This is a genomic window from Candidatus Nitrospira nitrosa (assembly GCF_001458735.1).
Lineage (GTDB): Bacteria > Nitrospirota > Nitrospiria > Nitrospirales > Nitrospiraceae > Nitrospira_D > Nitrospira_D nitrosa.
Genome location: NZ_CZQA01000009.1, coordinates 134,689 through 158,698, shown reverse-complemented (window position 1 = coordinate 158,698; position 24,010 = coordinate 134,689). Strand labels below are relative to the sequence as shown.

Here is a 24,010-nt window from a genome sequence, read left to right as displayed (position 1 = left end):
CTAAAGGTACAGAGAAAGGATCACCCTGTGTCGACACCGAACGGTCAACGCTCAACTCTGGTACTTGGGACAAGGGGGAGTAAGTTGGCGCTCTGTCAGAGTGAATGGTTTCAATCAAAAGTCCACGAGGTTGCACCCGAGGTTCGTGTCACGCTTAAAAAGATTCAGACGTCAGGAGACAAGATCGTTGACGTCCCGCTGGCCAAAATCGGAGGGAAAGGGCTCTTCGTCAAAGAGATTGAAGATGCCTTACTTGCCGGTGATATTGATTTTGCCGTTCACAGTATGAAAGACGTGCCTGCGCAACTGCCGACAGGGCTCGATATCCTCTGCATTCCTCCACGAGAGGATGCCCGCGATGCCTTCATCAGCCGAACCGGCTGTTCGTTCCAGGAACTTCCCGTGAACGCAACTATCGGGACGGCCAGTCTTCGCCGTCAGGCGCAACTGTTACAGGCCAGACCAGACCTCACGATCACCATGCTGCGCGGAAATCTTGATACCAGACTGCGAAAGCTCAAGGAAGGCCAGTTCGACGCGATTGTCCTGGCCGCAGCGGGGTTGCACCGGTTGGCTTGGGCTGAGACCATCACCGAATATCTTTCTCCCGTCCTCAGTCTTCCTGCCATTGGGCAAGGCGCGCTGGGTATTGAAGGCCGAGCCAACGACGAGTTTGTCCGCGCAATCCTGTTACGGCTCAACCACCAAGACACCCAGACGACGGTCACAGCAGAACGTGCATTTTTGCAACGGCTAGAGGGGGGCTGTCAGGTGCCGATTGCCGCGCATGCTACCTTGTCCGGTGACCGGGTGGTTTTAGAAGGACTCGTAGCGAGCATCGACGGGAAAACTATCATTCGTGATCAGATTGCAGGCCCAGGTCAGCAAGCCCATGCTCTTGGTGTACAGTTAGCTGAACGGCTGTTGAGCAGAGGAGGAGACAAGATTCTTCGCGAGATTTACGGATCGGCATGAGTAGAACGGAGCAACGCACAGGAAAGGTCTATCTCGTTGGAGCCGGCCCCGGGGATCCGGGTCTCTTGACGCTTCGTGGCCGAGACTGTCTTGAGCAGGCAGATGTCGTCCTCTACGACTACCTCGCCAATCCTGCCCTGCTTGCCCATGCTCCGGAGCATGCAGAACGCCTGTATGTCGGACGACGCGGAACGGGGAAATACCCGGAACAAGCGTCCATCAATCAGCTGCTGATCGAGCGTGCACAAGCTGGGAACGTGGTGGTGCGCCTAAAAGGCGGAGATCCATTTGTGTTTGGTCGTGGTGGCGAGGAAGCAGAGGCACTCGCCACTGCTGGAATCGCCTTTGAAGTGGTCCCCGGTGTCTCTGCCGCTGTCGCGGTACCGGCTTATGCGGGAATTCCCATTACCCACCGGACTTTGGCCTCCACCGTGACGATCGTCACTGGACATGAAGATCCCACCAAAGCTGCGACCTCGTTGGACTGGCCACGACTCGCGGCAACCCGTGGGACACTCGTCTTTCTGATGGGCATGAAACATCTCTCCACGATCACGGCCCAGCTCATGCAAGAAGGGTTGTCTCCCTCCACACCAGTCGCGATTACCCGCTGGGGAACCAGGGCCTGTCAACAGACGTTGGTAGGGACATTGTCGGACATCGTGTCAAAGGCTCAGGCCATCGGTATGGAACCCCCTACCGTGATCGTTGTGGGTGAGGTTGTTCGACTCAGGTCAACGCTCAACTGGTTCGAGCGACGTCCGCTGTTCGGCAAACGTGTACTGATGACACGAGCCAAAGAGCAGGCGCATGAGCTGGCCGCGCTCCTCGCCGGTTATGGGGCTGACCCGGTCGAGGGTCCGACAATCAGCATCGTTCCCCCTCTTGATTGGACCGCGGTAGATCAGGCCATTTCCCAGATCGACACATATAATTGGATCATCTTCACCAGCGTGAACGGAGTTGACCGTTTCATGACGCGGCTCTGGGCAAAGGGACTGGATGCACGTTGTATTGCAGGCCGACGGCTATGCTGCATCGGACCAAGGACCGCTCAAGAGTTGGAGCGGTTCGGCGTTCGAGCCGATCTGGTTCCGGCTGAGTATCAAGCAGAGGGAGTCTTAGCCGCACTGAACCAGCAGGAGATCCGAAACTCTCGTATCCTGATTCCTCGAGCCGAAGTGGCGCGGGAGATCTTGCCGAATGAGCTTCGTGCCCGTGGGGCTCACGTTGACGTGATGTCAGTGTACCGAACGGTGATCCCAGACCTGAATGCGGAGGGCTGGTGGCAGGAACTCCGAGACCATCGCCTTGATGTCGTCACTTTCACAAGTTCTTCCACGGTTCGAAACTTTGTTGCTATGCTAGGGGGGATGGAAGCTGTGCGTCCGCTCTTGCGGTCTGTGACCATTGCCTGCATCGGACCAATCACAGCCAAGACCGCAGAGGAATTCGGCCTGACGGTGTCAATCATGCCGAGGGAAAATACCATTCCTGCATTGGTGGATGCCATCGCCCACCATTATGAGAGCCGCGAGCCGTGTGCTGCGGGTGTTGTGCAGTAACCTAACGGCCCATGCCTTATGGGCCAGTCCTATACTGTAAGGAGGGAGCGTACTATGGTTCCTGTGAAGTCATTCATGATTCCCCGAGACAAGTTTGTGACTGTGCCACGCGATACTGATTCCCAGACAGCGGCCCGGATCATGCGCGATCGCGGGATCGGCAGTTTATTCGTGACGAACGACCGTGAGATCATCGGCATCATCACGGACACGGACATGATGCGCCGTGTCGTTGCAGCCGGGGCTGAGGCGACAAAAACCACGGTTGAACAAATCATGTCGGCTCCCATCGTGACAATTGAAGAAAACAAGACGTTGCTGGATGCCAATGATCTCATGGCACAGTCACACCTTCGTCATTTGGGGGTGACACGTGACGGCCAGTTGGTCGGAGTCATCTCGGTCCGAGATCTTGTGGTCTTTCTGACCAATCTCCCACGGAAATAGAGGTCTCTTGCTGTGGGGTTTTTTGACTCATCGTTGTGCAGGTGTAACAAGGGACGGTCAGCTGATGGAAATGATCTGGGTCCCAGATCAAATGGCCTTCTTGGCTGATCGTCTACAGAAATAAGGACCCTTGCTATGGGCTTTCCAATCCATCGCCTTCGTCGACTCAGACAGCAGGAACCGTTACGCCGGATGGTGCGAGAGACACATCTCTCGCCGGCGGATTTTATCGCTCCACTGTTCGTGATCGAAGGGCATGATCGTCGTGAAGCCATCGGGTCGATGCCTGGGCAATACAGACTGTCCATCGATCTGCTTGTCAAAGAGGCGGCCGAGCTTCGCACATTCGGGATTCCAGCTATCATTTTATTCGGCATCCCAGCGTCCAAGGATGAACGCGGCAGTTCGGGTTTAGACCCAAACGGTATCGTGCAGCGGGCGGTCAAGGCCGTCAAACAGCAGGTGCCTGATTTGATGGTGATTACGGATGTGTGTATCGATGAATATACCAGCCACGGCCATTGCGGCATCGTCCGGGACGGAAAGATCCTCAACGATGAAACGCTTGACTGCCTGACGGCTATGGCCCTCACCCACGCCGAGGCAGGAGCCGACATGGTGGCACCGTCCGATATGATGGACGGACGTGTGGCCGCGATTCGGAGGGAGCTGGATCGAGCCGGATTCGCCGATCTGCCCATCATGGCATACGCCGCCAAGTTTTCGTCCTGCTTCTACGCACCATTTCGGGACGCAGCCCACTCCATGCCTCACTTCGGCGACCGGCAATCCTATCAAATGGACCCGGCCAACGCGCGGGAAGCGTTGCGCGAAATCGACCTCGATATCAAGGAAGGGGCCGACATCATCATGGTGAAGCCGGCATTACCGTACCTCGATATCATTGCGACTGCTCGTCGCCGCATCCTTCTTCCCTTGGCGGCCTATCAAGTCAGCGGGGAGTACAGCATGATCAAGGCTGCGGCACAGGCAGGCTGGCTCGATGAGTCGCGTGCGATGATGGAATCGCTGTTGGCCATCAAGCGGGCAGGGGCCGACCTGATTCTGACCTACTTTGCCAAAGACGCCGCTCAGTTGCTTCGTTCACCACAATGAAAGTGACCCGCGGATATTCTGGCCAGAACCGGCGACCCTATCCCGTGGGCACCATCGGGAACTTTGACGGGCATCATCGTGGTCACCAGACGTTGTTACAGCGAGTGATCGAGGCGGCACGCAAGAAGGACGGAACCTCGGTTGTGCTCACCTTCGATCCCCATCCGGTGAAAATTCTGGCGCCTCAAGCCGACTTTCGATTTCTGACTGACGAGGATGAAAAGCTCGCTCGCTTCGAGCAGGCAGGTATCGATGAGGTGGTGCTCGTGGAATTCAGTCCGGCGTTCGCGTCACTGACTCCCGAGCAATTTGCGGGACAGGTGCTGTCCAAAGGACTGGGACTCAAAGAACTATTCGTCGGGCAACATTTTGCGTTTGGCCACAAGCGAGCCGGCAAGATTGAGGATCTCGGACGGCTTGGCGATCAATTTGGCTTCATCGTTCATCCCACAGCTCCCGTGACCTTCAATGAAGGAGTCGTCAGCTCAACACGAATCAGACAGCTCATCATGGCAGGACAGGTTGCTCAAGCGACCGAGTTGCTGGGCCGACCCTATGCGCTGAGCGGGATCGTTGCTCACGGGGAGGGCAGGGGACGAACATTAGGATGTCCGACCGCCAATCTGCCGCTTCCTCCGGACCGCGTTACCCCGGCTGATGGAATTTATGCCTCGATCACGACCGTGGGTACAGATCGACATGATTCTGTCACCTATATCGGGAACAAGCCGACCTTTCATGGAGGAGTACGAGGATTGGAAGTCTCCATCCTCGATGGCCAATATGACCTCTATGGGCACGTGATCAAGGTCGAATTGATTGATCATCTCCGCGGCGACGCACAATTCACTGGTGAAGAAGCCTTGAGTCGACAAATCGCAATCGACAGGGAATCAGCGAGAGGCGCCCTCCGCCGCTATCACGACACATTTGGCACGTGATGGGTTCTTTGAACCAGCCTCAGCCAACCCCATGAACAGGACGGCTTGGCCTCCTCTCTTGCATCACGTCGTTCGAACCGTTCGATCTCGACAGCTCTTTCAACCAGGGCAGCATCTATTGGTCGCCGTCTCTGGCGGACCGGACTCTGTCGCGTTGTTGTCGCTCCTGCATCGACTCCGGTCTCGTTGGACACTGACTCTGACGGCCATCCATTGCAACTATGGATTGCGGGGCGATGAATCCGAGGAAGATCAGCGGTTTGTGGAAACGTTGTGCCACGGGCTAGCCATTCCCCTCCATGTGCGCAGGGCACAGATTCAATCTCGCCGTCGTACCGTCTCTGTACAAGCGGAAGCTCGTGACATTCGATATCGTCTGATGCAGGAGATCAGAACGCTGTGCGGAGCCGACCGCATCGCTGTTGGCCACACGGCAGATGACCAAGCCGAGACCGTCTTACTATGGATGCTTCGAGGGGCAGGATTGACTGGTCTTTCCGGCATGCCGGCAGTTCGGGACGATGCGGTTGTCCGACCGTTGTACGAGACCAGTCGGAAGGAGATCCTGACATACCTGCGTACGACCGGTCTATCCTATCGGGAAGATTCGAGCAATGCTAAACCGCTCTACCTCCGAAACCGAATCAGACGAGAAGTCATTCCACTGCTCGCACAGTTGGTTCCCTCAAGCATCAAGGTCCTCTGCAGACTCGCCGACCTCTGCCGGGCCGATGATCAGCAGCTGGATCAAGAAGTTGCTGCCCGCACGACTGCTGCCGTGAAGTGGGACTCAACAGGAGAGTGGACTCTCGATCGACGGACTCTGGTAGACCTTCCGCTGCCTCTGCAACGGCGCTGCCTTCGACTGCTGCTTCGCCGCTGTGACCCTCAACAGCGTCCCCCCAGCCTTCATAGAATCGAGCGAGTACTGCGTCTCGTATCAACCCCAAAGTTGGTCTCTCGACTGGACATGAAGGCCGGGCGTATTGTCGTCACGCCGCATGCGCTCCGCTTTCTTCCATTTTCGGTAGGGCATGAGTGTGAGAGACGGCCCTGGGATGATGACGTGCCTCGCGCTTCCTTCCCGGTTCCTGGAGAACTGATATGGTCTGGAACAGGACAACGACTTCAGGTACAACTGCAGAAGCACGATGGGAGAGAACCCGTACCGGGGCAGGAACGGATCCTGGTGGATGCCGATCGAGTCACTCACTCGCTGACCATCCGAAGCTGGTTGCCGGGCGATCGTTTTTGTCCTCGTGGCATGGGTGGACAGTCGAAAAAACTGCAGGACTTTTTTATGGATTTGAAGATTCCGATGGCACGGCGAGATCGTATCCCTCTGGTCGTAGCGCCCGAGGGCATTCTCTTGGTCGTTGGGTATCGGCAAGATGAACGCTGGGTGCCGACGTCCTCAACAGCACGCTGCCTGCTTATCACAGTACATCCTCCACCTCTCACAGAAGGAACCGACTGAGATGGAACGCATGTTTGGACGCCCGATTATCACCCAGGAACAGATGCGGAATCGGATCCGCGAGTTAGGACGGCAGATCAGTACCGACTATGCCGGCAAGGACCTGGTGCTGGTCGGTGTCTTAAAGGGAGCGTATGCGTTCTTTGCCGACCTGGCTCGAGCCATTCGAATTCCCGTGCGAGTTGATTTCATCGTGGTGACGAGTTACGGGACAGGAGCCAAGACATCGGGGAAAGTGAAGCTGGTGACCGAGTTGACCGAACAGATTAAGAACAAAGACGTGCTCCTTGTTGAGGACATTGTCGATTCTGGATTGACGGTTCAATATCTCATGAAGGCCTTGGCGAGGCGCAAACCGAAAAGCATCAATGTCTGTACATTATTAAGTAAACCGGAGCGTCGTGTCGTTGATGTACACGTTCAATACATCGGCTTCAAAATTCCTGATCAGTATGTCATTGGATACGGTCTCGATTATCAACAGAAGTATCGTAACCTTCCCTATCTCGCGGTGCTCGATCAATCGAGTGAGCAAGACGCCTAGCCCGCAGTAGTCATGAGCGCTTCTTCCACACCTGTCCATACACCGCTGCGACAAACCTGGCCACGGGCTCGCTGCAGCTAGGCTATCGAGGTCATGCGTGCCTGTCTCTCAATGCGTCTTTGCGGTTTCGTCCCTCGGCCACGCGACATGGCTCAGGGTTGACTCCGAGATCGCCGAAGGGGCACGAGCCGTCATGAAAAGTACGGGCTAGCATTTTCTCACGAGCTGTTGTCAATATGCGGAAGCCTGTGTTAACATCACTTCAATTCCTAATCACTTTCCATCCAACGTTATCGCCAAGGAGAACTGGATGAATTCCCGGGTCAAGAACCTGCTTTTCTGGGTCGTCGTCGGCTTGTTCATGATTCTCCTATTCAACTTATTCAGTGTTCCGACGCATGCGCCGGAAGAAGAAGTTATCTTCAGCGACTTTATGTCGAAGCTCGATAAAGGTGATTTTGAAAAAGTCATCATCAAGGGCAACCACATCAGTGGAGTGTTAAAAGACAAAACTCGCATCCGCACCTATTCGGCCGACTATCCCGATTTTGTAAAGGTGCTTCGGGAGAGAGAGGTGCAGATCGAGGTCAAACCGCCTGACGAGAGTCCCTGGTACATCACATTTCTCGTCACATGGGGACCGTTTATTCTATTCCTCGGTCTCTGGTTTTTTCTCATGCGGCAGATGCAGATCGGGGGAAATAAAGCACTTTCGTTTGGTAAGAGTCGGGCACGGATGCTGACGGAAGAACGAAAAAAAATCACATTTTCCGATGTGGCCGGCGTCGATGAGGCCAAAGAAGAAGTCCTTGAGATTATCGAATTCCTGAAGGATCCCAGAAAGTTTCAGAAACTTGGGGGGCGTATTCCTAAAGGGGTGTTGGTCGTTGGCCCTCCAGGAACTGGCAAGACTCTCCTGGCCAAAGCGATCGCCGGAGAAGCTGGTGTGCCGTTCTTCAGCATCAGTGGATCAGATTTCGTTGAGATGTTTGTCGGCGTAGGGGCTTCACGCGTACGTGACCTCTTTGAGCAAGGGAAAAAACACGCCCCCTGCATTATTTTCATCGATGAGATTGATGCTGTCGGTCGTCTGCGTGGCGCGGGTCTTGGCGGGGGACATGATGAGCGGGAGCAAACGCTCAATCAATTACTCGTTGAAATGGACGGATTTGATACGACTGAGGGAGTCATCTTGGTTGCAGCCACCAATCGTCCCGATGTGCTTGATCCTGCCTTGCTGCGACCCGGGCGTTTCGATCGCCAGGTTGTCGTGAATCGTCCGGATCTCAAAGGCCGTTCTGAAATCCTGAAAGTCCATACCAAAAAGGTTCCCATCTCCGGGAACGTCGAGTTGGAAAAGATTGCTCGGGGAACTCCAGGGTTTTCCGGTGCAGACCTTGAAAACCTTGTGAATGAGGCCGCCTTGTGGGCCGCCCGTCAAAATAAAAAAGAAGTCGAGAACATCGACTTCGAGATGGCGAAAGACAAAGTCATGATGGGTGCGGAACGGAAGAGCATGATTCTCACCGATGAGGAAAAGCGTATTACGGCCTATCATGAAGCCGGCCATGCCTTGATGGCCAAGCTCCTCCCTGGCACCGATCCGGTTCATAAAGTCACGATTATCCCGAGAGGCCGTGCGCTCGGTGTGACCATGCAATTGCCGACCGACGACCGGCATAATTATTCCAAGGAGTTTCTCTATAATACGCTGGCGATTCTCATGGGTGGACGTGTGGCCGAGGAGCTTGTCTTTCAGCATGTCACCACTGGAGCAGGCAACGATCTGGAACGTGCTACCGATCTGGCACGTAAGATGGTTTGTGAATGGGGTATGAGTGAAAAGTTAGGGCCGTTGACATTTGGGCAGAAGGAAGACTCCGTATTTCTTGGACGGGACTTCGCAACCAAACGAGATGTCAGCGATCAAGTCGCACTCGAAATTGATCTTGAGATCAAACGTTTCGTCACGGATAACTATGAACGTGCGCGCCGTGTACTGACTGAACAGATGTCCGGTCTCAAGGCCTTAGCAGAGGCCTTGCTTGAAAAAGAAGTACTGGACGGCCAAGAAATCGATCAAATTTTATTGCAGTCTTCCTCTCAAACTGTTCCAGCCTAATCTATTCGTATCACGGCTCTCCTCTTGGGGAGCCGTGATGGTCTTGCCAACACATAGATGCTAAGCTTCTGCTCCGGTGAGGATACCTTCATTCGGACCACGGGCATGGTTAGGGTCATACTTGGTCACGGTCTCGATGCAAGAGATGTCAGGACACCCAGCTTCCTCCGAACAGTGGTTTTTTGCGAAAGGTCAAAAGATTGATTGCCGGACTCGTCCTCTCATCATGGGCGTCGTCAACATTACGGCTGATTCGTTTTACGATGGTGGACACTATCTCAAACCTGACCGAGCTATTGCGCACGCAATGGAACTCGTCGGACAAGGCGCCGATCTGATCGATATCGGCGGGGAATCGACCAGACCCGGGTCCCAATTCATCAGTGAGCAGGACGAACTAGACCGTGTACTACCAGTCGTTGAGGAACTGGCCCGCCGGATATCCATTCCGATATCCGTCGACACCACAAAATCGCGAGTCGCTCAATGCGCCTTAGAGTATGGGGCCTCAATCATTAATGATGTGAGTGCGATGACACAGGATCCGGCCATGGCCTCAGTGGTTGCACGGTCAGGCGCCGCCGTCGTTCTCATGCATATACAAGGCACGCCTCAAACCATGCAGCTCGCACCGAGCTACGCGGATGTAGTCGGCGAGGTGATACAATTTCTGGACGCGCGGGTTCAGGATGCCATCCGTGCTGGGATCGCACGAACGAATATCGTGCTTGATCCAGGATTTGGTTTTGGTAAGCTGATGTTTCATAATCTCGAACTCCTTCGAAGGTTATCATCGTTGTTGACCCTGAATCGCCCGCTGCTGGTCGGGCTGTCACGGAAGGCGTTTATCGGAACAATCATCGACAAATCGGTTGAACATCGGGAATGGGGGACGGCAGCTGCCATTGCATTAGCCGTGGACCGGGGCGCTCGGATTATTCGTGTGCATGATGTCGCCATGATGATGGATGTTGTGAAGATGGCCGCAGCAGCAAGCCGCAGTTGGTCATCGCATGGAGAGGGGAATGATGCGTAGATTATTTGGAACAGATGGTGTGCGTGGCGTCGCGAATCTTGATCCAATGACGAGTGAGACCGCCATGCAGCTGGGGCGAGCCGCCGCCCATATTTTTATGCGACGAGCGGGACGTCATCAGATCGTCATCGGCAAGGACACGAGAATTTCTGGGTATATGCTGGAATCTGCTCTCACGGCAGGCATCTGCTCCATGGGCGTCGATGTCCTCTTGGTAGGGCCGATGCCCACACCGGCTATTGCCTTCTTGACTAGGAGTCTACGTGCTGATGCGGGCGTCGTCATTTCTGCATCGCACAATCCCTATCAGGATAACGGCATTAAGTTTTTCTCAGGTGATGGGTTCAAACTTCCCGACGAGGTCGAGGCCCGTATTGAAGAGCTCATTGTCTCCGATGAGATCAATCACCTGAGACCGACTGCCGACCTGATTGGGAAAGCCTATCGGATCGACGATGCTGACGGGCGATACATTGAATTTGCCAAACGGTCACTGCCGAGGGAATTGGATTTCCAGGGGATCAAGCTGGTCGTGGACTGTGCCAATGGGGCAGGATACAAAGTTGCTCCCACCGTCTTAAGAGAATTGGGCGCGACCGTTGAGGTGATCGGGAACAAACCCGACGGCATGAATATCAATAAGGGATGTGGGGCTGTCCACCCCGAACTCTTGCAAGAGACCGTCCGACTGCAGAAGGCCGATCTGGGAATCGCGCTGGACGGAGATGCAGACCGAGCTATTTTTGTGTGCGAACAAGGAACCGTGATCGACGGAGACCATGTGATGGCGGCGCTCAGCCTCGACCTCCACCACCAGGGTCTTCTGGCCAACCGTACGTTGGTTGGTACCGTCATGAGTAATTTCGGTCTGGAATTGTCGATGGCCAAGGCCGGGATCAAACTGATTCGTACGCCGGTCGGGGATCGATACCTCCTCGAACGTATGTTGGCGGAGGGCTATAACTTCGGCGGAGAGCAGTCGGGACATTTCATCTTTCTCGACCACAACACGACCGGAGATGGGCTGATTTCAGCCCTGCAAATCTTGTCATTGATGAAACGCAGCAACAAGCCATTGTCTGAACTGGCTAAGGCAATGACCGCAGTGCCGCAGATCCTGCTCAACATCCGCGTCAAACAGAAGCCGGTGTTAGAATCGATTCCTGAAATTGAGCAGGCTATTCAAGACAACAACCGCCGTCTCAATGGAAGCGGTCGTGTGCTCATCCGTTACTCCGGCACCGAACCGTTGTTGCGAATCATGGTCGAAGGCGAGCACGCGTCGGTTGTCAAGGAAGTCGCTGACGATCTCGCACGAGTAGTACAAGCCCATATCGGCTGAGCGTTCCAACCTGCATGAGGAACGCTCATGCTTCCATCCCTTACCGTTGCCGTTCTCATCGGACTTCTGTGTGGGGCACAGGTTCCGTTTTTCCCCCTCTCGGTTCTCACTGCCCTCCTGACGATAGCCGTCGCACTTACACTGCTCGAGCGAACCGGCTATCTGACGACAGGATCCGCACTCGCTCTCTACCTCGGCGTCCTGTCTGGACTCATCTATTGGTCCATCACCACCAAGCCCCCGTCTCATCACCCATCGCCAGAGGTCCTCAGTGTTGAGGAGACTGTTGTGACGGGTCGCGTGATCGTCCCGGTTCAGCATGGCGCTAGTCGTCAGACACTTGTACTGCAGACAGATGATGGAACCATGCGACTACGCCTGGTATGGCGCAATCCAGAATTCACCTTGCATCATGGTGACCGCGTGGCTGTCCACGGTCGTTACCATACTCCCCGAGGAGGGTTGAATCCTGGTGGATTCGACTATGCCACCTATCTTGAACATCAAGGAATCACTCTGGTCGGGACCATTGTGGGAGCTCAGGCCGTCACCTTGCTGGAGTCAGGAGCCGTAAGTCTTCGATGGCGTGGATGGAATCAGATCGATCATTGGCGAACCAGGATCCGAGAGGCTGCGATCCGTAGCGTTCGGCAACCGGCACTGGGACTGGTGCTTGGCATGATCATTGGTGAACGCGGCTATCTTGAGCAAGAGCTTCAAGATTGGTTCATGGCTACAGGCACGGTTCACTTATTGTCGATTTCCGGATCACATCTTGGGCTGGTTGCTGCGGTCGTTTATTGGGTCGTGCGATTCTTGATTGTACGGATACCGACCATGTCATTACTCACCATCACCAGACGCCTGACCATTTCACAACTGGCGATACTGTTCAGCTGGCCCGCTGTCGCACTCTACACGCTGCTTGCTGGGGCCGAATTAGCTACCGTCCGATCGCTTGTCATGATTACGATGGGGATGGTGGCTGTTTGGTTTGGTCACGATCGGCATCTGAACCATTCCATGGCCGTCGCCTTGCTTCTGATTGTGGGGCATGATCCCCATGCTATCTTTGACATTTCCTTTCAGCTTTCATTTCTCTCGGTATTCGTGATGATTCAGATGATCGGCCTCATCGCCTCATCGGACCAGGAGTTCACCCGAAATGAGTATGGATGGATTTCTCGTGCCACCAGCCATGGCGTCAAGGCTCTGATCTTCAGCGCAGTCCTCACCATCACCACGTTCCCTGTCGTCGCATTCTATTTCAATCAAGTACCGTGGCTTGGCATACTCACGAATCTTGCAGCCATCCCCTTAACCGGCTTCATTCTGGTTCCCTTTGGACTCTCTCTGGCGATCTGGACCATACTGACCGGTGCCGACGTGTTGGTCTGGGGATCAGGATTGGATTCTGCGTTCACGTGGTTGGTCGAAGGTGTTCACTGGTTCGCCACGATTCAAGGAGCTCAATGGCCTATTGCCGCGCCATCCATTCCAACTATGATACTGTTCTATGCAGGCGCCTTTGCCGCAAGTATGCCGATGGTCTCAAAACGATGGCGACTGGCAGGAACCGGTTTAGCGCTTGCACTGATCGTATGGTGGGTGTGGCCTCTGGGCCATCGCAGCGACGGCGATCACTGGCGTGTGACTTTTCTGGATGTGGGACAGGGGGATAGTGCTTTCCTTGAACTCCCGGATGGACAAACGGTGTTGATCGACGGAGGAGGACGTCACGATCGATTCGACATGGGACGAAGCGTGGTCGCGCCATTTCTATGGAACAGAGGCATAGCGCATATCGACCATGTCATTGGCACGCATCAACAAATGGACCATGTGGGCGGGTTGATCTGGATCTTCCACCATTTGTCTGTAGGACAGTTCTGGGACCAAGGTGTGGAGCGACCGGAACAGTTCGTCACAGACCTGACCTCAGCCATTCAGTCGAATGGCATTCCGAAGCGAGCGGCCATGCAAGGACAGAATGTCCTGAACGGAGGTCCTTGTCGGCTGATGATTCTCAATCCACAGCAAGATGTGGAACCAGCCGTGTCCACTTCGTTTCATACAGGGACTGAATTGAACAACCGCTCGGTCGTATCTCGATTGGACTGTGGCGCCAGTTCAATTCTCTTTGCCGCTGATATTGAGATCGGCGGGTTACGCCAGTTGCCGGAGAGCGGACACGAGCCTGTCACGGTCCTGAAGGTGCCGCACCATGGGGCGCGGAGCTCGTTGGACCAAAAATGGATTCGGCAGCTTCATCCTCAATATGCCATTATTTCTGTCGGGGCGACCAATCCCTATGGACATCCTGCTCCCGCTGTGATCAAGACATATGAAGAACAGGCGACGAGGGTCTATCGCACCGATCATGATGGAGCCGTCTGGGTACAAGGTCAGGTATCAAGCAGTGACCTCACGGTAACCAGTATGCGTGAACTCATGATCCAACCCATCGATGTGTTCACCTGCCCCTGGCGTTGTGAGATACAGAACTGGCGACGGTTATTCGCTCAGATCGGATAATTAAAGGCCACATGGCAGATTGGCTTGGACTGTTGTGGCGACAGTCCTATGAAAGAGGGCTTGCACTTCGATCCCATTCTCGCTACAAGATAACGTCATGGTTCCAACAGTTGAATGGAAAAATGAGGGCGTCCGTCTCTTGGACCAAAGTCGGCTTCCCGAGACGGTTGAGTTCATTGACTGCAATGACTATAAAACAGTCGCCGATGCCATTCGAACCTTAAAAGTTCGCGGGGCGCCCGCCATCGGAGTGACTGCAGCCATGGGGGTGGCCTTAGGGGCACAGGCGATCGCCACAACGGATTACCCATCCTTTGCACAAGCCGTGGGCGCCATTTGTGATGAACTGGCAGCGACCAGACCGACTGCGGTCAATCTCTTTTGGGCGATTGACCGTATGAGGAGAAAGCTGGAGTCTTTGCAAGGACAGTCGGTCTCAACAATCAAACAGGTGCTCATCTCAGAATCGCAAGCAATACTGGAAGAAGATATTGCCTTGTGCAAAACCATGGGGCGTCATGGAGCAGGACTCATCCAAGACGGGCAGACGATCCTCACGCACTGTAATGCAGGGTCGCTCGCGACGGCAGGGTATGGAACAGCGCTGGGCGTCATTCGCGCGGCATGGGAGCAGGGGAAGAAAATCCAGGTGATCGCAGATGAGACTCGCCCAGTCCTTCAAGGAGCTCGCCTCACAGCTTGGGAGCTCATGCAAGATCATATCCCTGTCACACTGATTACAGACAATATGGCCGGGTCTCTCATGAAACAGGGGAGGATTCAACTCTGCGTCGTCGGAGCGGATCGCATTGCAGCCAATGGGGACGTCGCCAACAAAATAGGTACGTACTCAGTGGCAGTCCTAGCCAGGGCTCACAACATTCCCTTCTATGTCGCGGCTCCCTACTCGACCATTGATCTCAAGACGAAAACCGGGGAAGACATTCCCATCGAACAGCGAAATCCGCTTGAAGTTACAACCATCCACGGTAGCCATCCCGTCGCTCCCAAAGATGTAGCCGTCTACAATCCAGCCTTTGATGTCACGCCTGCCGAGCTCATTACAGGCATCATTACCGAGCGAGGCGTGTTTAAGCCTCAGGAAATCAAAAGTCACTTTCTAAGCTGACTACGGCTGTGGCAGCGAGCATGCAATTATCCTCGCTGCACATGGTTTTTATTCTTTCCTACACACTGTTTCCCATAACCCTTGGTTGGTCGTTCCTGCTTCAACAGGCACCCACAGATCTCCTCTCGCGTGTTTGCCAGTACTTATTACCTCACCGGTTCCCATATGCCCGTAATAGTCCGTGGAAGAGATCGTTCTAAGAAGTTTCCCCATACAATCGACTTGCTTGGTGAGTGTGGTGGAGTAGAAGCGGGTAGGGGTTCGTCCTCCCTGCATCGTTTTCCAATCGATCAGGGCCGAGAATGTGACGACGTTTCCATCTCGACGGATCGTACTGGGGTCGACATACACAACCTGCAACGGGTGGGACTGATACCAATTCCCGAGGACCACCCACTCAGCCTGGACGGGGCTGTCAATGAGCATCAGGAATGTAGCGGCAAGCAAGAATTTAAACCAACACCTGGGCGTAAGCCATTGTTCTACCTCTGTCCACCGGCATCGGATCTTGGATCGCGTGTGGTTCAACATCGTTGAACAATCATGAGACAGAATCGTGAGCTTACCTCTTCGTCGACGGAACAGAGGGACTTCATGTCGGTTTTAAAAACACCTGGAGGAAGCAGTCGAGGCTTCACATCGCATCCAGTTCCATTTCAGATGGGTATTGGCGAAGCTGTTTCTCGCAGACTGATTGACAAAACCGCCAACGGCATTCTCGCGCACTGCAGAGGTCGTGTCCGGCTCGCCCCTTCAATCGTTGCGGTCTTATTGAACAGCCATGAAGCATTGAGAGTTGGTCAGCCACTGTCCAACCCTGGCGGATCCCCCCTCTGAAAGGCCCATCCCCCCCTCATAGGTAGGGTATCTGTCTCGCTTTCATTCCATAGAACCAGAAAGAGTCCGCCTTTATGCTTCGTTTATCGTTCTGAACAGCCCCACGGCTCTGGCTCGAGATGGTCCAGACATGAGCCCCCCGTGCCTACACCTCAAACAAATATCTGCATTCACAGAACAACCCTTGAGAACAAGTTTCGTGACGAGATACGCGAGTGATGACAGCTATTTATACTTACTTATAGACACGTTACCATTAAAATACCAGTTATCTCCAAGGTGTAATGGAGAGGCTTGACACACTCACACAGCAACTTATTTCAGAACTAATCGGTGATCTGTTTGCTTTGACCTACCCCTAGATCAGCTCGTCGCTAATTTTGAATTCACGCACTGGTTGAGGAAACAAGCTAGGCGAACTCAGCCCGATGTACAAGCTGCCAGCCTCTCTTCTCAACCCTGTAGAGAAAAATTTTATAAAACAGAACACGCCAAGAATAGGCACCCCTCGGAAGTAGGGGGTCATTCCTATTCTTCTTGCTTAAGACAAGGCAGAACACCATCTTTTGGACTATATCATCCTTCCATATGACCTCACTATATAGTACTGCTGAATGGCTCTGGATGGAGTGGGATTGTGACTTGCGTGGCGAAGCTGTATCTCGTGTCTGCACCATAAAAGGAAACCCTATTCATAGGACCAAACATGGGAATACTTCTAGGGCAAGATCAAGAAATTATACTAGAGCAAGGCCAGTCACATGCACTGACAACTCCAGGTGAATGGTACGCTGTCCAGACACATTTTCGCCACGAGAAGCTGGTACGAGATCGGCTGTTGGCAGTAGGACTCGAACCCTTACTTCCATTGGGTAAACAATGCCGCCAGTGGTCCGACCGCAAGGTGTGGATGAATCTCCCGCTCTTTGCCGGCTATTGCTTTGCGAGGCTCGTGTTGGACAACAGCCTTGCCGTTCTTCGAACACCGGGCGTGATCCGCATCGTCGGCACCCCGAAACCTGAACCGATTCCGGCAGAAGAAATTGCTGCAATTCAGCAGATCTGTTCCGTCAACCGTATGATCGAACCTTGCGATTACTTGGTAGAAGGCTCTTGGGTTGAAGTGATACGAGGTCCGCTGACCGGACTTCGTGGGCAACTCGTGCGGAGATCCAATCACCATGCCATTGTCATCCGTGCCCACCTCATTCAGCAGGCCGCTCTAGTCCACATCGAGGCTGATGAGGTTGTCTCCTTGCAGTAAATCTTCCAGCCTGAATCCCGTTTACACATATTCATGGCGCTGATGTCACGAACGTAGTGGGCCAAACCAGTGTTACGGGAAGGGTCGCGGGCCCAGCACGAACGAAATAGAACACTGGTTGATTTGTGAGATACCTCTGAAAATCTCTCTCATCCGGACCTTTGACTTGACCTTCAAGTCCTGAGCCCGCATCAGTCACTGATGGTTACCCTGATCTTTTTGGTAGCCGAGCGATGCACCTAAACATCAGAGCGCAAGGACAAAACATGGTGGCCATTGCCAGGAATATGCAGAGGCTCTGCGCCTTACGTGATGTGATACTTGTCATTACCATAGCGGTTGGCGTGATCGCATGTGCAGAAAAACGGGAGGATTATAAAGTCCACCTGACCGAACCATCTGACTTCTTCCTTGGACCAGAAGACATACTCAAAGTGACGGTCTGGAAGAGTCCCGACCTCTCAGGTGAGGTGGCGATTCGTCCAGATGGCACGATCACCCTGCCGCTTATTGGGGACGTGCCGGCTGCCGGCCTGACGGCAAATATGTTGGCCAAGCGCATCAGCGAGCGACTCACAGAATACGTGTCATCACCGATCGTCACGGTTCAAGTCAAAGAAGTGAACAGCTACTTCATTTATGTCTTGGGAGAAGTTTTGAAGCCCGGGAAGTACCCGCTGAAATCGTATGCCAATGTCATGCAGGGCGTTGCATTGGGGGGCGGCTTCGCACCCTTTGCAAACAAGAACAAGATCAAGGTACTACGGAATGTGAGCACCGGGGCGGTAGGGCATGAAGAGAAGCACCAGATCGAAATTCCGGTACGGTATGACGACATTGTCAAAGGCGTCGCTGTACCAGGAAACTTCATACTCCTAAGCGGCGACGTCATCGTGGTGCCCTAGGTGAGCAAAAGATGGTTTCGTGTGCATATCGCAGGCCTCATCCTTGGGATAGGTGTGGGGTGGTCCTCGCTCAGTCACGCGCAGATAGGTGAAATCGGTGGAGCAACTGGTGGTGGGATGGGTGGAGGAATGCCGATTATTCCAGGAACAGCGTTCGGCGGGGCGACCGATCCCAGTTTAAGGCGGACCGGTGATGGGTTACGTCTGGTTCCGTCGATTCAAGTTTCTGAGCGATACGACAGTAATGTATTTTTTGCACCAAAGAGCCAGCTTCGTGGTCTGACGCCGGAGGATTTCGTCACGACAATCGTGCCGCAAGTGAGAGCATTATATACCTCTCAAGAAAATCTGGTGAAGTTAAATGCTGTTGTGGGAGCAGTCGGTGGGTATTACGCGATCAATACAGGACTCAGTTATGTGGGAGCCAACGCCGGTGCGACGCTGGACCTGAGCAATCTCTTAAGCCGATGGAGACCAGGGGCGAGGCTCACCGTATCCGATACGTATTTTTATAGTCCCCAGCCCCCAGCGTTTCTTCTGGGCGACCAATCAGGCATACAGGCAAACCCTTTCGTCGCAGGCTTCCAGGCAACCCGTGCCAATACAAGTTCCAACAGCGTCAACACTGTTCTCGAGCTTCCGCTCACCGGAAAGATCAAATTGACTGGAAGCTTCACAAATAGCTTTATCCATTATGGAGCATCGGAGGTTCAGCAGGCCACGAGCCTGATCAGCCAAAACGTTTCCACCTACACTGCCGGTCTCCTAACGCAGGTCTCTCTGTACGACGCTTTGAGAGTGGATTTTACTGCGAATGAATTTGACCAAGGTCGACTGGGCTCGTTTAGCGCGCGAGGCGGTATCTTGGGGTGGACTCACAAGTTTTCCCCTACCGTGAGCGTTGATACCACTGGTGGCGTGCAGCTCCTGTCAGGTGAGTTGAATGGGGTGCCCTTCTCCCCAGTGATCGCACCAATCGGCAGTCTCGCCATTCTCTGGAAGAACCCGACAACATCGCTAACCCTCGCATATCGAACCGGCATAGCCCCATCGTTTCAGTTCCAAAGCGTGGCACTACTCAATCACATGGTATCGTGTAATATCACTCAGAGTACCCCGATTGACGATGTGATCGTTCTGTTTGGGGGGAACTTTAGCGTTGCCAACGAGTACGGGTCTAATTCTGGAAGCAGCCTCTCCTGGACGACTGTGGGGGGAACGGGGGGGGTGCTCTACCGCGTGACCCAGGACACGTTTCTCACGCTAACCTACAGTTACCAGAATGTTGATAATGTATTCAGAGGAGTCCATTTTGCTTTCGACAGACACGTGGGACAACTCGCACTCGCGAAGGCATTCTACTAAGTAGTGAAGAAGATATGACTACGAGCGACATCGAGCTTTCTCCTCTTTACGACCCACCGTCAGATCCTTTGCCGGTGCTGATCCAAGGATATTGGCGTAACATCATCCGTCGGAAATGGGTCGTGCTGGGCTCGCTTGTGGCAGGGGTCGGCATTGCTGCCTTTTTGTGTGTTGCCCTGCCAAAAAGTTATCGCTCCAGCACCCTGATCTTGATCGAAAATCAGAAGATCCCTGAAGACTACGTCAAGGGCATCGGAGGAGCCAATATTGAACAGCGGCTCACGACCATTCAGCAGCAAGTACTGAGTCGGACATTTCTTAGTCGCATTCTAGAAGAGTACAAACCCTATGAGGCACAAATCCGGCGCGAAGGGATTGAGTCAGCGATTGAGACCTTGCGTAGAATGATTAAGGTAGAGACCGTTGGCACCCCCAGCACCTGGGGCAAGAGTGTCGAAGCCATCTCTATTTCATTCGCCCACGAAGATCCCATGACGGCCATGAAGGTGACGGAAAAACTCGCTGCATTATTTGTTGAGGAAAACTCCAGAGTTCGTGAGCAGCTTGTGACGAGCGTCTCATCCTTTCTAGAGCAAGAGTTGCAGGATGCACAACGGCTCTTGGAGGTGAAGGAACGTGCCATCAGCGAATTCAAGACGCGCTATGTCACTGAGCTTCCAGAGCAGAAGGAGGCGAACCTCAGGACATTAGATCGACTACAGACAGAACTCAACACAACCACTGAGACCATCCACAGCCTCACTGCGCGACAGAGCCTTTTTGAAAAGACGCTGACGCAATATGAGCAGTATGAAATGAAAGACCGTGCGTCCAGCCCACTGATGCCTTCTGTGAGAAGTCAGTCGGTTCAAGATCCACTGATCGTTCGCTTGAGTGAGTTGCAAAAGCAGCTGGCGACATTGATGGCGATGTACAAGGACACCTACCCGGATGTCGCCGCTCTCAAAGAAGAGATCGCAGAACTCCAAAGCCGTATTGCAGAGAACAGACACTTTGTGCAGTCCAAAGAATCCCCACTGGATCGCCACGTGGAAGTGGGAAGAGTAGTTGACTCATCAGCGCAGAAGCTTGCGTCTCAAATGGACGAGGTCAGACTGGACATCACGAATCTCAAGGCAAAGGAAGCCCGAATCAAGCGAGACATGAGAGAATTAGAGAACAGAGTCGAGCGAACACCGTCGCATGAACAGCAATTAATGATTCTGGTCCGCGACTACGACAACATGCAGAAGAACTACCAAGCCTTGCTGGATAAACGCTTGAACGCTCGCGTAGCTGAAAATCTTGAGAAACGTCAGCAAGGTGAACAGATTCGTGTCATGGACCCAGCTAATCTTCCTCAAAAAGCCGAGAAACCCAATCGATTGGCGATCATGATATTTGGCTTCATAGGAGGAGGTGGTCTCGGCATTGCCCTAGCGCTAGGAATCGATCAATTGAATCCAACGTTTAAGCGAAGAGAAGAAGTGGAACTCTTACCCGGCATCCAGGTGTTGGCAAGCATACCTGAATTCCTAACCGTAAGCCCTCAGATCAAGATACCGTCACAAATTGGTCTTCCTGCTACGAAAGACAGCCCCCATGCCTTAGCGACAAGCAAACCAAACGGTAGTCGACATGCGCTCACATCGGAAAACCTAAGCCTAGTGACCAAGTGGCAACCCCGTTCAATTGCTGCCGAACAATATCGAATGGCGGCAACCAAACTGGCGCTCTCGAGTGAAGGACGCCATTCTACGGTGGTAGAAATCGCCAGTGCGCTCATGGGCGAAGGGAAAACGACGACGGTGGTCAATCTTGGCTATACGATGGCACGAGATCTTGGAAAAAGGACTCTGCTGATCGATTGTGACTTTCAACGGCCGGCTCTTCATCACTATGCCAGGATTCCAGCTCGAGCAGGATTGACGGAGCTCTTGGATGGTCAGACGTCACTCGAGAACTGTTTATCAGTGATCGATGAGTCAGCATGCTCAATCTTGGCGGCTGGGGGACTGACAGGTGAATATAATGAGCTTTGGAGAATCCAACAGTTGAAATCGATTTTGCCGACACTGCGGGAACAATTTCAGTATATCTTCCTGAATACGCCACCGGTCTTATCCAGCGCAAGCGTAGGTATCTTGGCGAGTCTAGCCGACGAGATTGTGTGGGTGATCCGGGCAGGATCTACGCCACGGAATCTTGTGCGAAAAGCTTTCACAATGTTGAGCTTGGCGACGCGTCAGCAAGTGATTCTTAACAGAGTCGATGCGCAGAGCATGGCTCACCATATATACGGGTATGCCATGCCCTATGCCTCGGAGCGTTTAATTGAGAAAGTGAAGTAGTAGGGCGTACGAATCGTCAGCACAGTTCGCCTCATTTCTTGCCACAGTCCTAATTTCTCGGTTGCTATCACGACATCTCGTACATCTGCTCACCATAGTTGGCTTGTGGCAGGTGGCAGCATCATAAGGACGAACTCTATGGAACATGCACCGAAACGCTTACTCGTCTGTGCTGACCTTGATACTGTGCAGGACGGTACGGTAGAGCCGTCTATGCCGAGTTCGACTGAGGATTCGAAGACGAGTACGACAGCCTCTAACGCGTTTACCTGCATTGCACCAGATGTCAGGCTTGGGAAGAATGTGAAATTCTCAAAATTCATCAATCTTTATGGGTGTGAAGTGGGCGACGACACCAAAATCGGAGCATTTGTGGAGATTCAAAAAAACGCCAAAGTCGGGAAACGATGCAAGATATCGAGCCATACGTTCATTTGCGAGGGGGTGACGATTGAAGACGAGGTCTTTATCGGACACAACGTCACATTCGTCAATGATATGTTTCCTCGCGCCACCACCAACGGGGCTCTCCAGACTGAAGCCGATTGGAGAGTCGAAACAACGCTGGTGAAACGGGGAGCATCGATCGGGTCAGGAGTGACGATTCTTGCCAACGTGGTGATCGGAGAATATGCGCTCATCGGAGCCGGTGCAGTCGTGACGAAAGACGTGCCGGCCCATGCCGTCGTATCAGGGAATCCAGGTAGGGTAATGCGATATTTTGAATCAAGGGGGCAGCAATGAGTAACGAAAACATCCCGTTTTTGGATCTGGTCTCAGTTCATCGTCAGTTACAGGACGAGCTGGTTGACGTACTGAAAACCGCTCTCAAGAGCGCTGGGTTTATTGGCGGTCCGATGGTGCAAGGCTTTGAAGAAGAGTTTGCCAGATTCTGCGAGGCAAGATTCTGTGTTGGCCTGGGAAGTGGCACTGACGCCCTTCGGTTCGCCCTCATCGCGGCCGGTGTGAAGTCCGGAGACATCGTCATTACCGTTCCTAATACATTTATTGCCACGACCGAAGCCATCTCTCAAGCAGGCGCCCGTCCAGATTTCGTCGATGTCGATTCGAAAACCTACACCATGGATCCTGAGCAATTGCGCGAGTATCTGGAACGCAAATGCAGGTGGAATCCAAAGACACGACAAGTCTCACACAATGCAACCGGCAGACCGATCACGGCCATTGTTCCAGTCCATCTCTATGGCCAGATGGCTGACATGGACCCCATTCTTGAGTTGGCGACCCAGTACAACCTCAAAGTGGTTGAGGATGCCTGCCAAGCACAGGGAGCGGAGTACTTTTCACAGAAGGAGAATCGCTGGTGCAAGGCCGGGTCAATGGGACATGCCGCTGCATTCAGCTTTTATCCTGGCAAGAATCTGGGAGCCTGCGGTGAGGCCGGAGCAATGACGACCAATGATGAACAGCTCACCCATACTTGCCGACTCTTGCGGGACCACGGACAATCCAAAAAGTACTTCCATGACATCGAAGGCTATAATGGTCGGCTTGATGCGATCCAGGCAGGATTCCTGCAGGTCAAACTAAAACATCTTGCAACATGGAACGAACAACGCCGTCAAGCGGCAGAGCGATACGCCAAGTTGTTCGCAGGAGCTGAGGGGCTCGTCACGTTACCACATCAGCCAAGCTGGGCACGGTCGGTCTATCATCTCTATGTTGTGCAGGTTGACGACCGTGCGCGACTCCAACAAAATCTGAACGACGTTGGTATCGGGACAGGGATTCATTATCCTGTCGCACTGCACCTCACAAAAGCGTACAAAGAACTCGGGTTTCGAGTCGGCGACTTTCCGGTCACCGAGCGGTCAGTGGGACATATTCTGTCGCTTCCGATGTTCCCTGGACTCACCACCATCCAACAAGACAGGGTGGTGTCCGAGGTGTTGCGTGCCCTCTCGGTCGAAGCGTCCTCCGCGAATTGACCCTCGACATATCCAACGACGTTTAGATTGCTTCCTACCTGAGCACTCACATTGAAGTGGTGAGACCAACCAGGTAATGCTCCGCAGTTTGGCCTCCTATGAACGCGATG

At 53.5% G+C, this 24,010-nt stretch carries 19 protein-coding genes; 18 read left to right on the top strand and 1 reads right to left on the bottom strand.

The annotated features are described in order from the left end of the window. Positions 1–27: 27 nt before the first annotated feature. From hemC to mtnA, 12 genes are all read left to right on the top strand, one after another. The gene (gene hemC, locus COMA1_RS12895) at positions 28–975 is read left to right on the top strand and encodes a hydroxymethylbilane synthase (RefSeq protein ID WP_176698014.1); all 948 of its coding nucleotides are present in this window, start codon (positions 28–30) and stop codon (positions 973–975) included. Further along, a complete protein-coding gene (cobA, locus tag COMA1_RS12890) occupies positions 972–2,540 on the top strand; it encodes a uroporphyrinogen-III C-methyltransferase (protein ID WP_090749169.1) in 1,569 nt (522 codons plus the stop codon). The genes hemC and cobA overlap by 4 nt, the downstream gene beginning before the upstream one ends. A gap of 54 nt (positions 2,541–2,594) precedes the next feature. After that, complete coding sequence (locus tag COMA1_RS12885; protein ID WP_176698041.1) at positions 2,595–2,987, top strand: CBS domain-containing protein; 393 nt, start codon at positions 2,595–2,597, stop codon at positions 2,985–2,987. A gap of 135 nt (positions 2,988–3,122) precedes the next feature. Beyond that, positions 3,123–4,103, top strand: a complete 981-nt coding sequence (gene hemB / locus COMA1_RS12880; RefSeq protein WP_090749165.1) for a porphobilinogen synthase — start codon at positions 3,123–3,125, stop codon at positions 4,101–4,103. Then, positions 4,100–5,044, top strand: a complete 945-nt coding sequence (locus tag COMA1_RS12875; RefSeq protein ID WP_090749161.1) for a bifunctional riboflavin kinase/FAD synthetase — start codon at positions 4,100–4,102, stop codon at positions 5,042–5,044. The genes hemB and COMA1_RS12875 overlap by 4 nt, the downstream gene beginning before the upstream one ends. Before the next feature lie 31 nt (positions 5,045–5,075). Continuing rightward, complete coding sequence (gene tilS / locus COMA1_RS12870; protein ID WP_141654338.1) at positions 5,076–6,521, top strand: tRNA lysidine(34) synthetase TilS; 1,446 nt, start codon at positions 5,076–5,078, stop codon at positions 6,519–6,521. Position 6,522: 1 nt separating this feature from the next. Then, the gene (gene hpt, locus COMA1_RS12865; protein WP_090749157.1) at positions 6,523–7,065 is read left to right on the top strand and encodes a hypoxanthine phosphoribosyltransferase; all 543 of its coding nucleotides are present in this window, start codon (positions 6,523–6,525) and stop codon (positions 7,063–7,065) included. Between the two features lie 310 nt (positions 7,066–7,375). Next, the gene (ftsH, locus tag COMA1_RS12860) at positions 7,376–9,187 is read left to right on the top strand and encodes an ATP-dependent zinc metalloprotease FtsH (protein ID WP_090749155.1); all 1,812 of its coding nucleotides are present in this window, start codon (positions 7,376–7,378) and stop codon (positions 9,185–9,187) included. Positions 9,188–9,332: 145 nt separating this feature from the next. Further along, positions 9,333–10,223, top strand: coding sequence for a dihydropteroate synthase (gene folP / locus COMA1_RS12855; RefSeq protein ID WP_090749153.1), 891 nt, complete (start codon positions 9,333–9,335; stop codon positions 10,221–10,223). Continuing rightward, positions 10,216–11,565 carry a phosphoglucosamine mutase gene (glmM, locus tag COMA1_RS12850; RefSeq protein WP_090749764.1) on the top strand — a complete coding sequence of 450 codons (1,350 nt, stop codon included), beginning with the start codon at positions 10,216–10,218 and terminating at the stop codon, positions 11,563–11,565. The genes folP and glmM overlap by 8 nt, the downstream gene beginning before the upstream one ends. Before the next feature lie 27 nt (positions 11,566–11,592). After that, on the top strand, positions 11,593–14,100 hold the full coding sequence (locus tag COMA1_RS12845) for a DNA internalization-related competence protein ComEC/Rec2 (RefSeq protein ID WP_090749151.1): 2,508 nt from the start codon (positions 11,593–11,595) through the stop codon (positions 14,098–14,100). 97 nt (positions 14,101–14,197) lie between these two features. Beyond that, on the top strand, positions 14,198–15,229 hold the full coding sequence (mtnA, locus tag COMA1_RS12840; protein ID WP_090749149.1) for an S-methyl-5-thioribose-1-phosphate isomerase: 1,032 nt from the start codon (positions 14,198–14,200) through the stop codon (positions 15,227–15,229). Between the two features lie 48 nt (positions 15,230–15,277). Here the strand turns inward: mtnA and COMA1_RS12835 are convergent, their stop codons facing one another. Next, positions 15,278–15,655 carry a surface-adhesin E family protein gene (locus COMA1_RS12835; protein ID WP_141654337.1) on the bottom strand — a complete coding sequence of 126 codons (378 nt, stop codon included), beginning with the start codon at positions 15,653–15,655 and terminating at the stop codon, positions 15,278–15,280. A 1,117-nt stretch (positions 15,656–16,772) separates the two neighbouring features. Between COMA1_RS12835 and COMA1_RS12825 the strand changes: the two genes are divergently transcribed. From COMA1_RS12825 to COMA1_RS12800, 6 genes are all read left to right on the top strand, one after another. After that, complete coding sequence (locus tag COMA1_RS12825; RefSeq protein ID WP_090749142.1) at positions 16,773–17,330, top strand: transcription termination/antitermination NusG family protein; 558 nt, start codon at positions 16,773–16,775, stop codon at positions 17,328–17,330. 266 nt (positions 17,331–17,596) lie between these two features. Next, positions 17,597–18,235: a polysaccharide biosynthesis/export family protein gene (locus COMA1_RS12820; protein WP_176698040.1), complete on the top strand. Its 639-nt coding sequence runs from the start codon at positions 17,597–17,599 to the stop codon at positions 18,233–18,235. Continuing rightward, the gene (locus COMA1_RS12815; RefSeq protein WP_141654336.1) at positions 18,236–19,600 is read left to right on the top strand and encodes a porin family protein; all 1,365 of its coding nucleotides are present in this window, start codon (positions 18,236–18,238) and stop codon (positions 19,598–19,600) included. Positions 19,601–19,614: 14 nt separating this feature from the next. Next, entirely contained in the window at positions 19,615–21,951 is a 2,337-nt protein-coding gene (locus COMA1_RS12810; RefSeq protein WP_090749136.1) for a GumC family protein, read from the top strand. Between the two features lie 213 nt (positions 21,952–22,164). Further along, the gene (locus COMA1_RS21865) at positions 22,165–22,695 is read left to right on the top strand and encodes an LbetaH domain-containing protein (RefSeq protein ID WP_090749762.1); all 531 of its coding nucleotides are present in this window, start codon (positions 22,165–22,167) and stop codon (positions 22,693–22,695) included. After that, a complete protein-coding gene (locus COMA1_RS12800) occupies positions 22,692–23,900 on the top strand; it encodes a DegT/DnrJ/EryC1/StrS family aminotransferase (protein WP_090749134.1) in 1,209 nt (402 codons plus the stop codon). The genes COMA1_RS21865 and COMA1_RS12800 overlap by 4 nt, the downstream gene beginning before the upstream one ends. The last annotated feature ends 110 nt before the right edge of the window (positions 23,901–24,010 follow it).

Coding starts and splice junctions, on each gene's coding strand:
- COMA1_RS12810 (WP_090749136.1), top strand. CDS start 19,615: ATGACTACGAGCGACATCGAGCTTTCTCCTCTTTACGACCCACCGTCA.
- glmM (WP_090749764.1), top strand. CDS start 10,216: ATGCGTAGATTATTTGGAACAGATGGTGTGCGTGGCGTCGCGAATCTT.
- COMA1_RS12875 (WP_090749161.1), top strand. CDS start 4,100: ATGAAAGTGACCCGCGGATATTCTGGCCAGAACCGGCGACCCTATCCC.
- folP (WP_090749153.1), top strand. CDS start 9,333: ATGTCAGGACACCCAGCTTCCTCCGAACAGTGGTTTTTTGCGAAAGGT.
- cobA (WP_090749169.1), top strand. CDS start 972: ATGAGTAGAACGGAGCAACGCACAGGAAAGGTCTATCTCGTTGGAGCC.
- ftsH (WP_090749155.1), top strand. CDS start 7,376: ATGAATTCCCGGGTCAAGAACCTGCTTTTCTGGGTCGTCGTCGGCTTG.
- COMA1_RS12835 (WP_141654337.1), bottom strand. CDS start 15,655: ATGCTCATTGACAGCCCCGTCCAGGCTGAGTGGGTGGTCCTCGGGAAT.
- COMA1_RS12825 (WP_090749142.1), top strand. CDS start 16,773: ATGGGAATACTTCTAGGGCAAGATCAAGAAATTATACTAGAGCAAGGC.
- hpt (WP_090749157.1), top strand. CDS start 6,523: ATGGAACGCATGTTTGGACGCCCGATTATCACCCAGGAACAGATGCGG.
- mtnA (WP_090749149.1), top strand. CDS start 14,198: ATGGTTCCAACAGTTGAATGGAAAAATGAGGGCGTCCGTCTCTTGGAC.
- COMA1_RS12885 (WP_176698041.1), top strand. CDS start 2,595: ATGGTTCCTGTGAAGTCATTCATGATTCCCCGAGACAAGTTTGTGACT.
- hemB (WP_090749165.1), top strand. CDS start 3,123: ATGGGCTTTCCAATCCATCGCCTTCGTCGACTCAGACAGCAGGAACCG.
- COMA1_RS12845 (WP_090749151.1), top strand. CDS start 11,593: ATGCTTCCATCCCTTACCGTTGCCGTTCTCATCGGACTTCTGTGTGGG.
- tilS (WP_141654338.1), top strand. CDS start 5,076: ATGAACAGGACGGCTTGGCCTCCTCTCTTGCATCACGTCGTTCGAACC.
- COMA1_RS12800 (WP_090749134.1), top strand. CDS start 22,692: ATGAGTAACGAAAACATCCCGTTTTTGGATCTGGTCTCAGTTCATCGT.
- COMA1_RS21865 (WP_090749762.1), top strand. CDS start 22,165: ATGCCGAGTTCGACTGAGGATTCGAAGACGAGTACGACAGCCTCTAAC.
- COMA1_RS12820 (WP_176698040.1), top strand. CDS start 17,597: ATGGTGGCCATTGCCAGGAATATGCAGAGGCTCTGCGCCTTACGTGAT.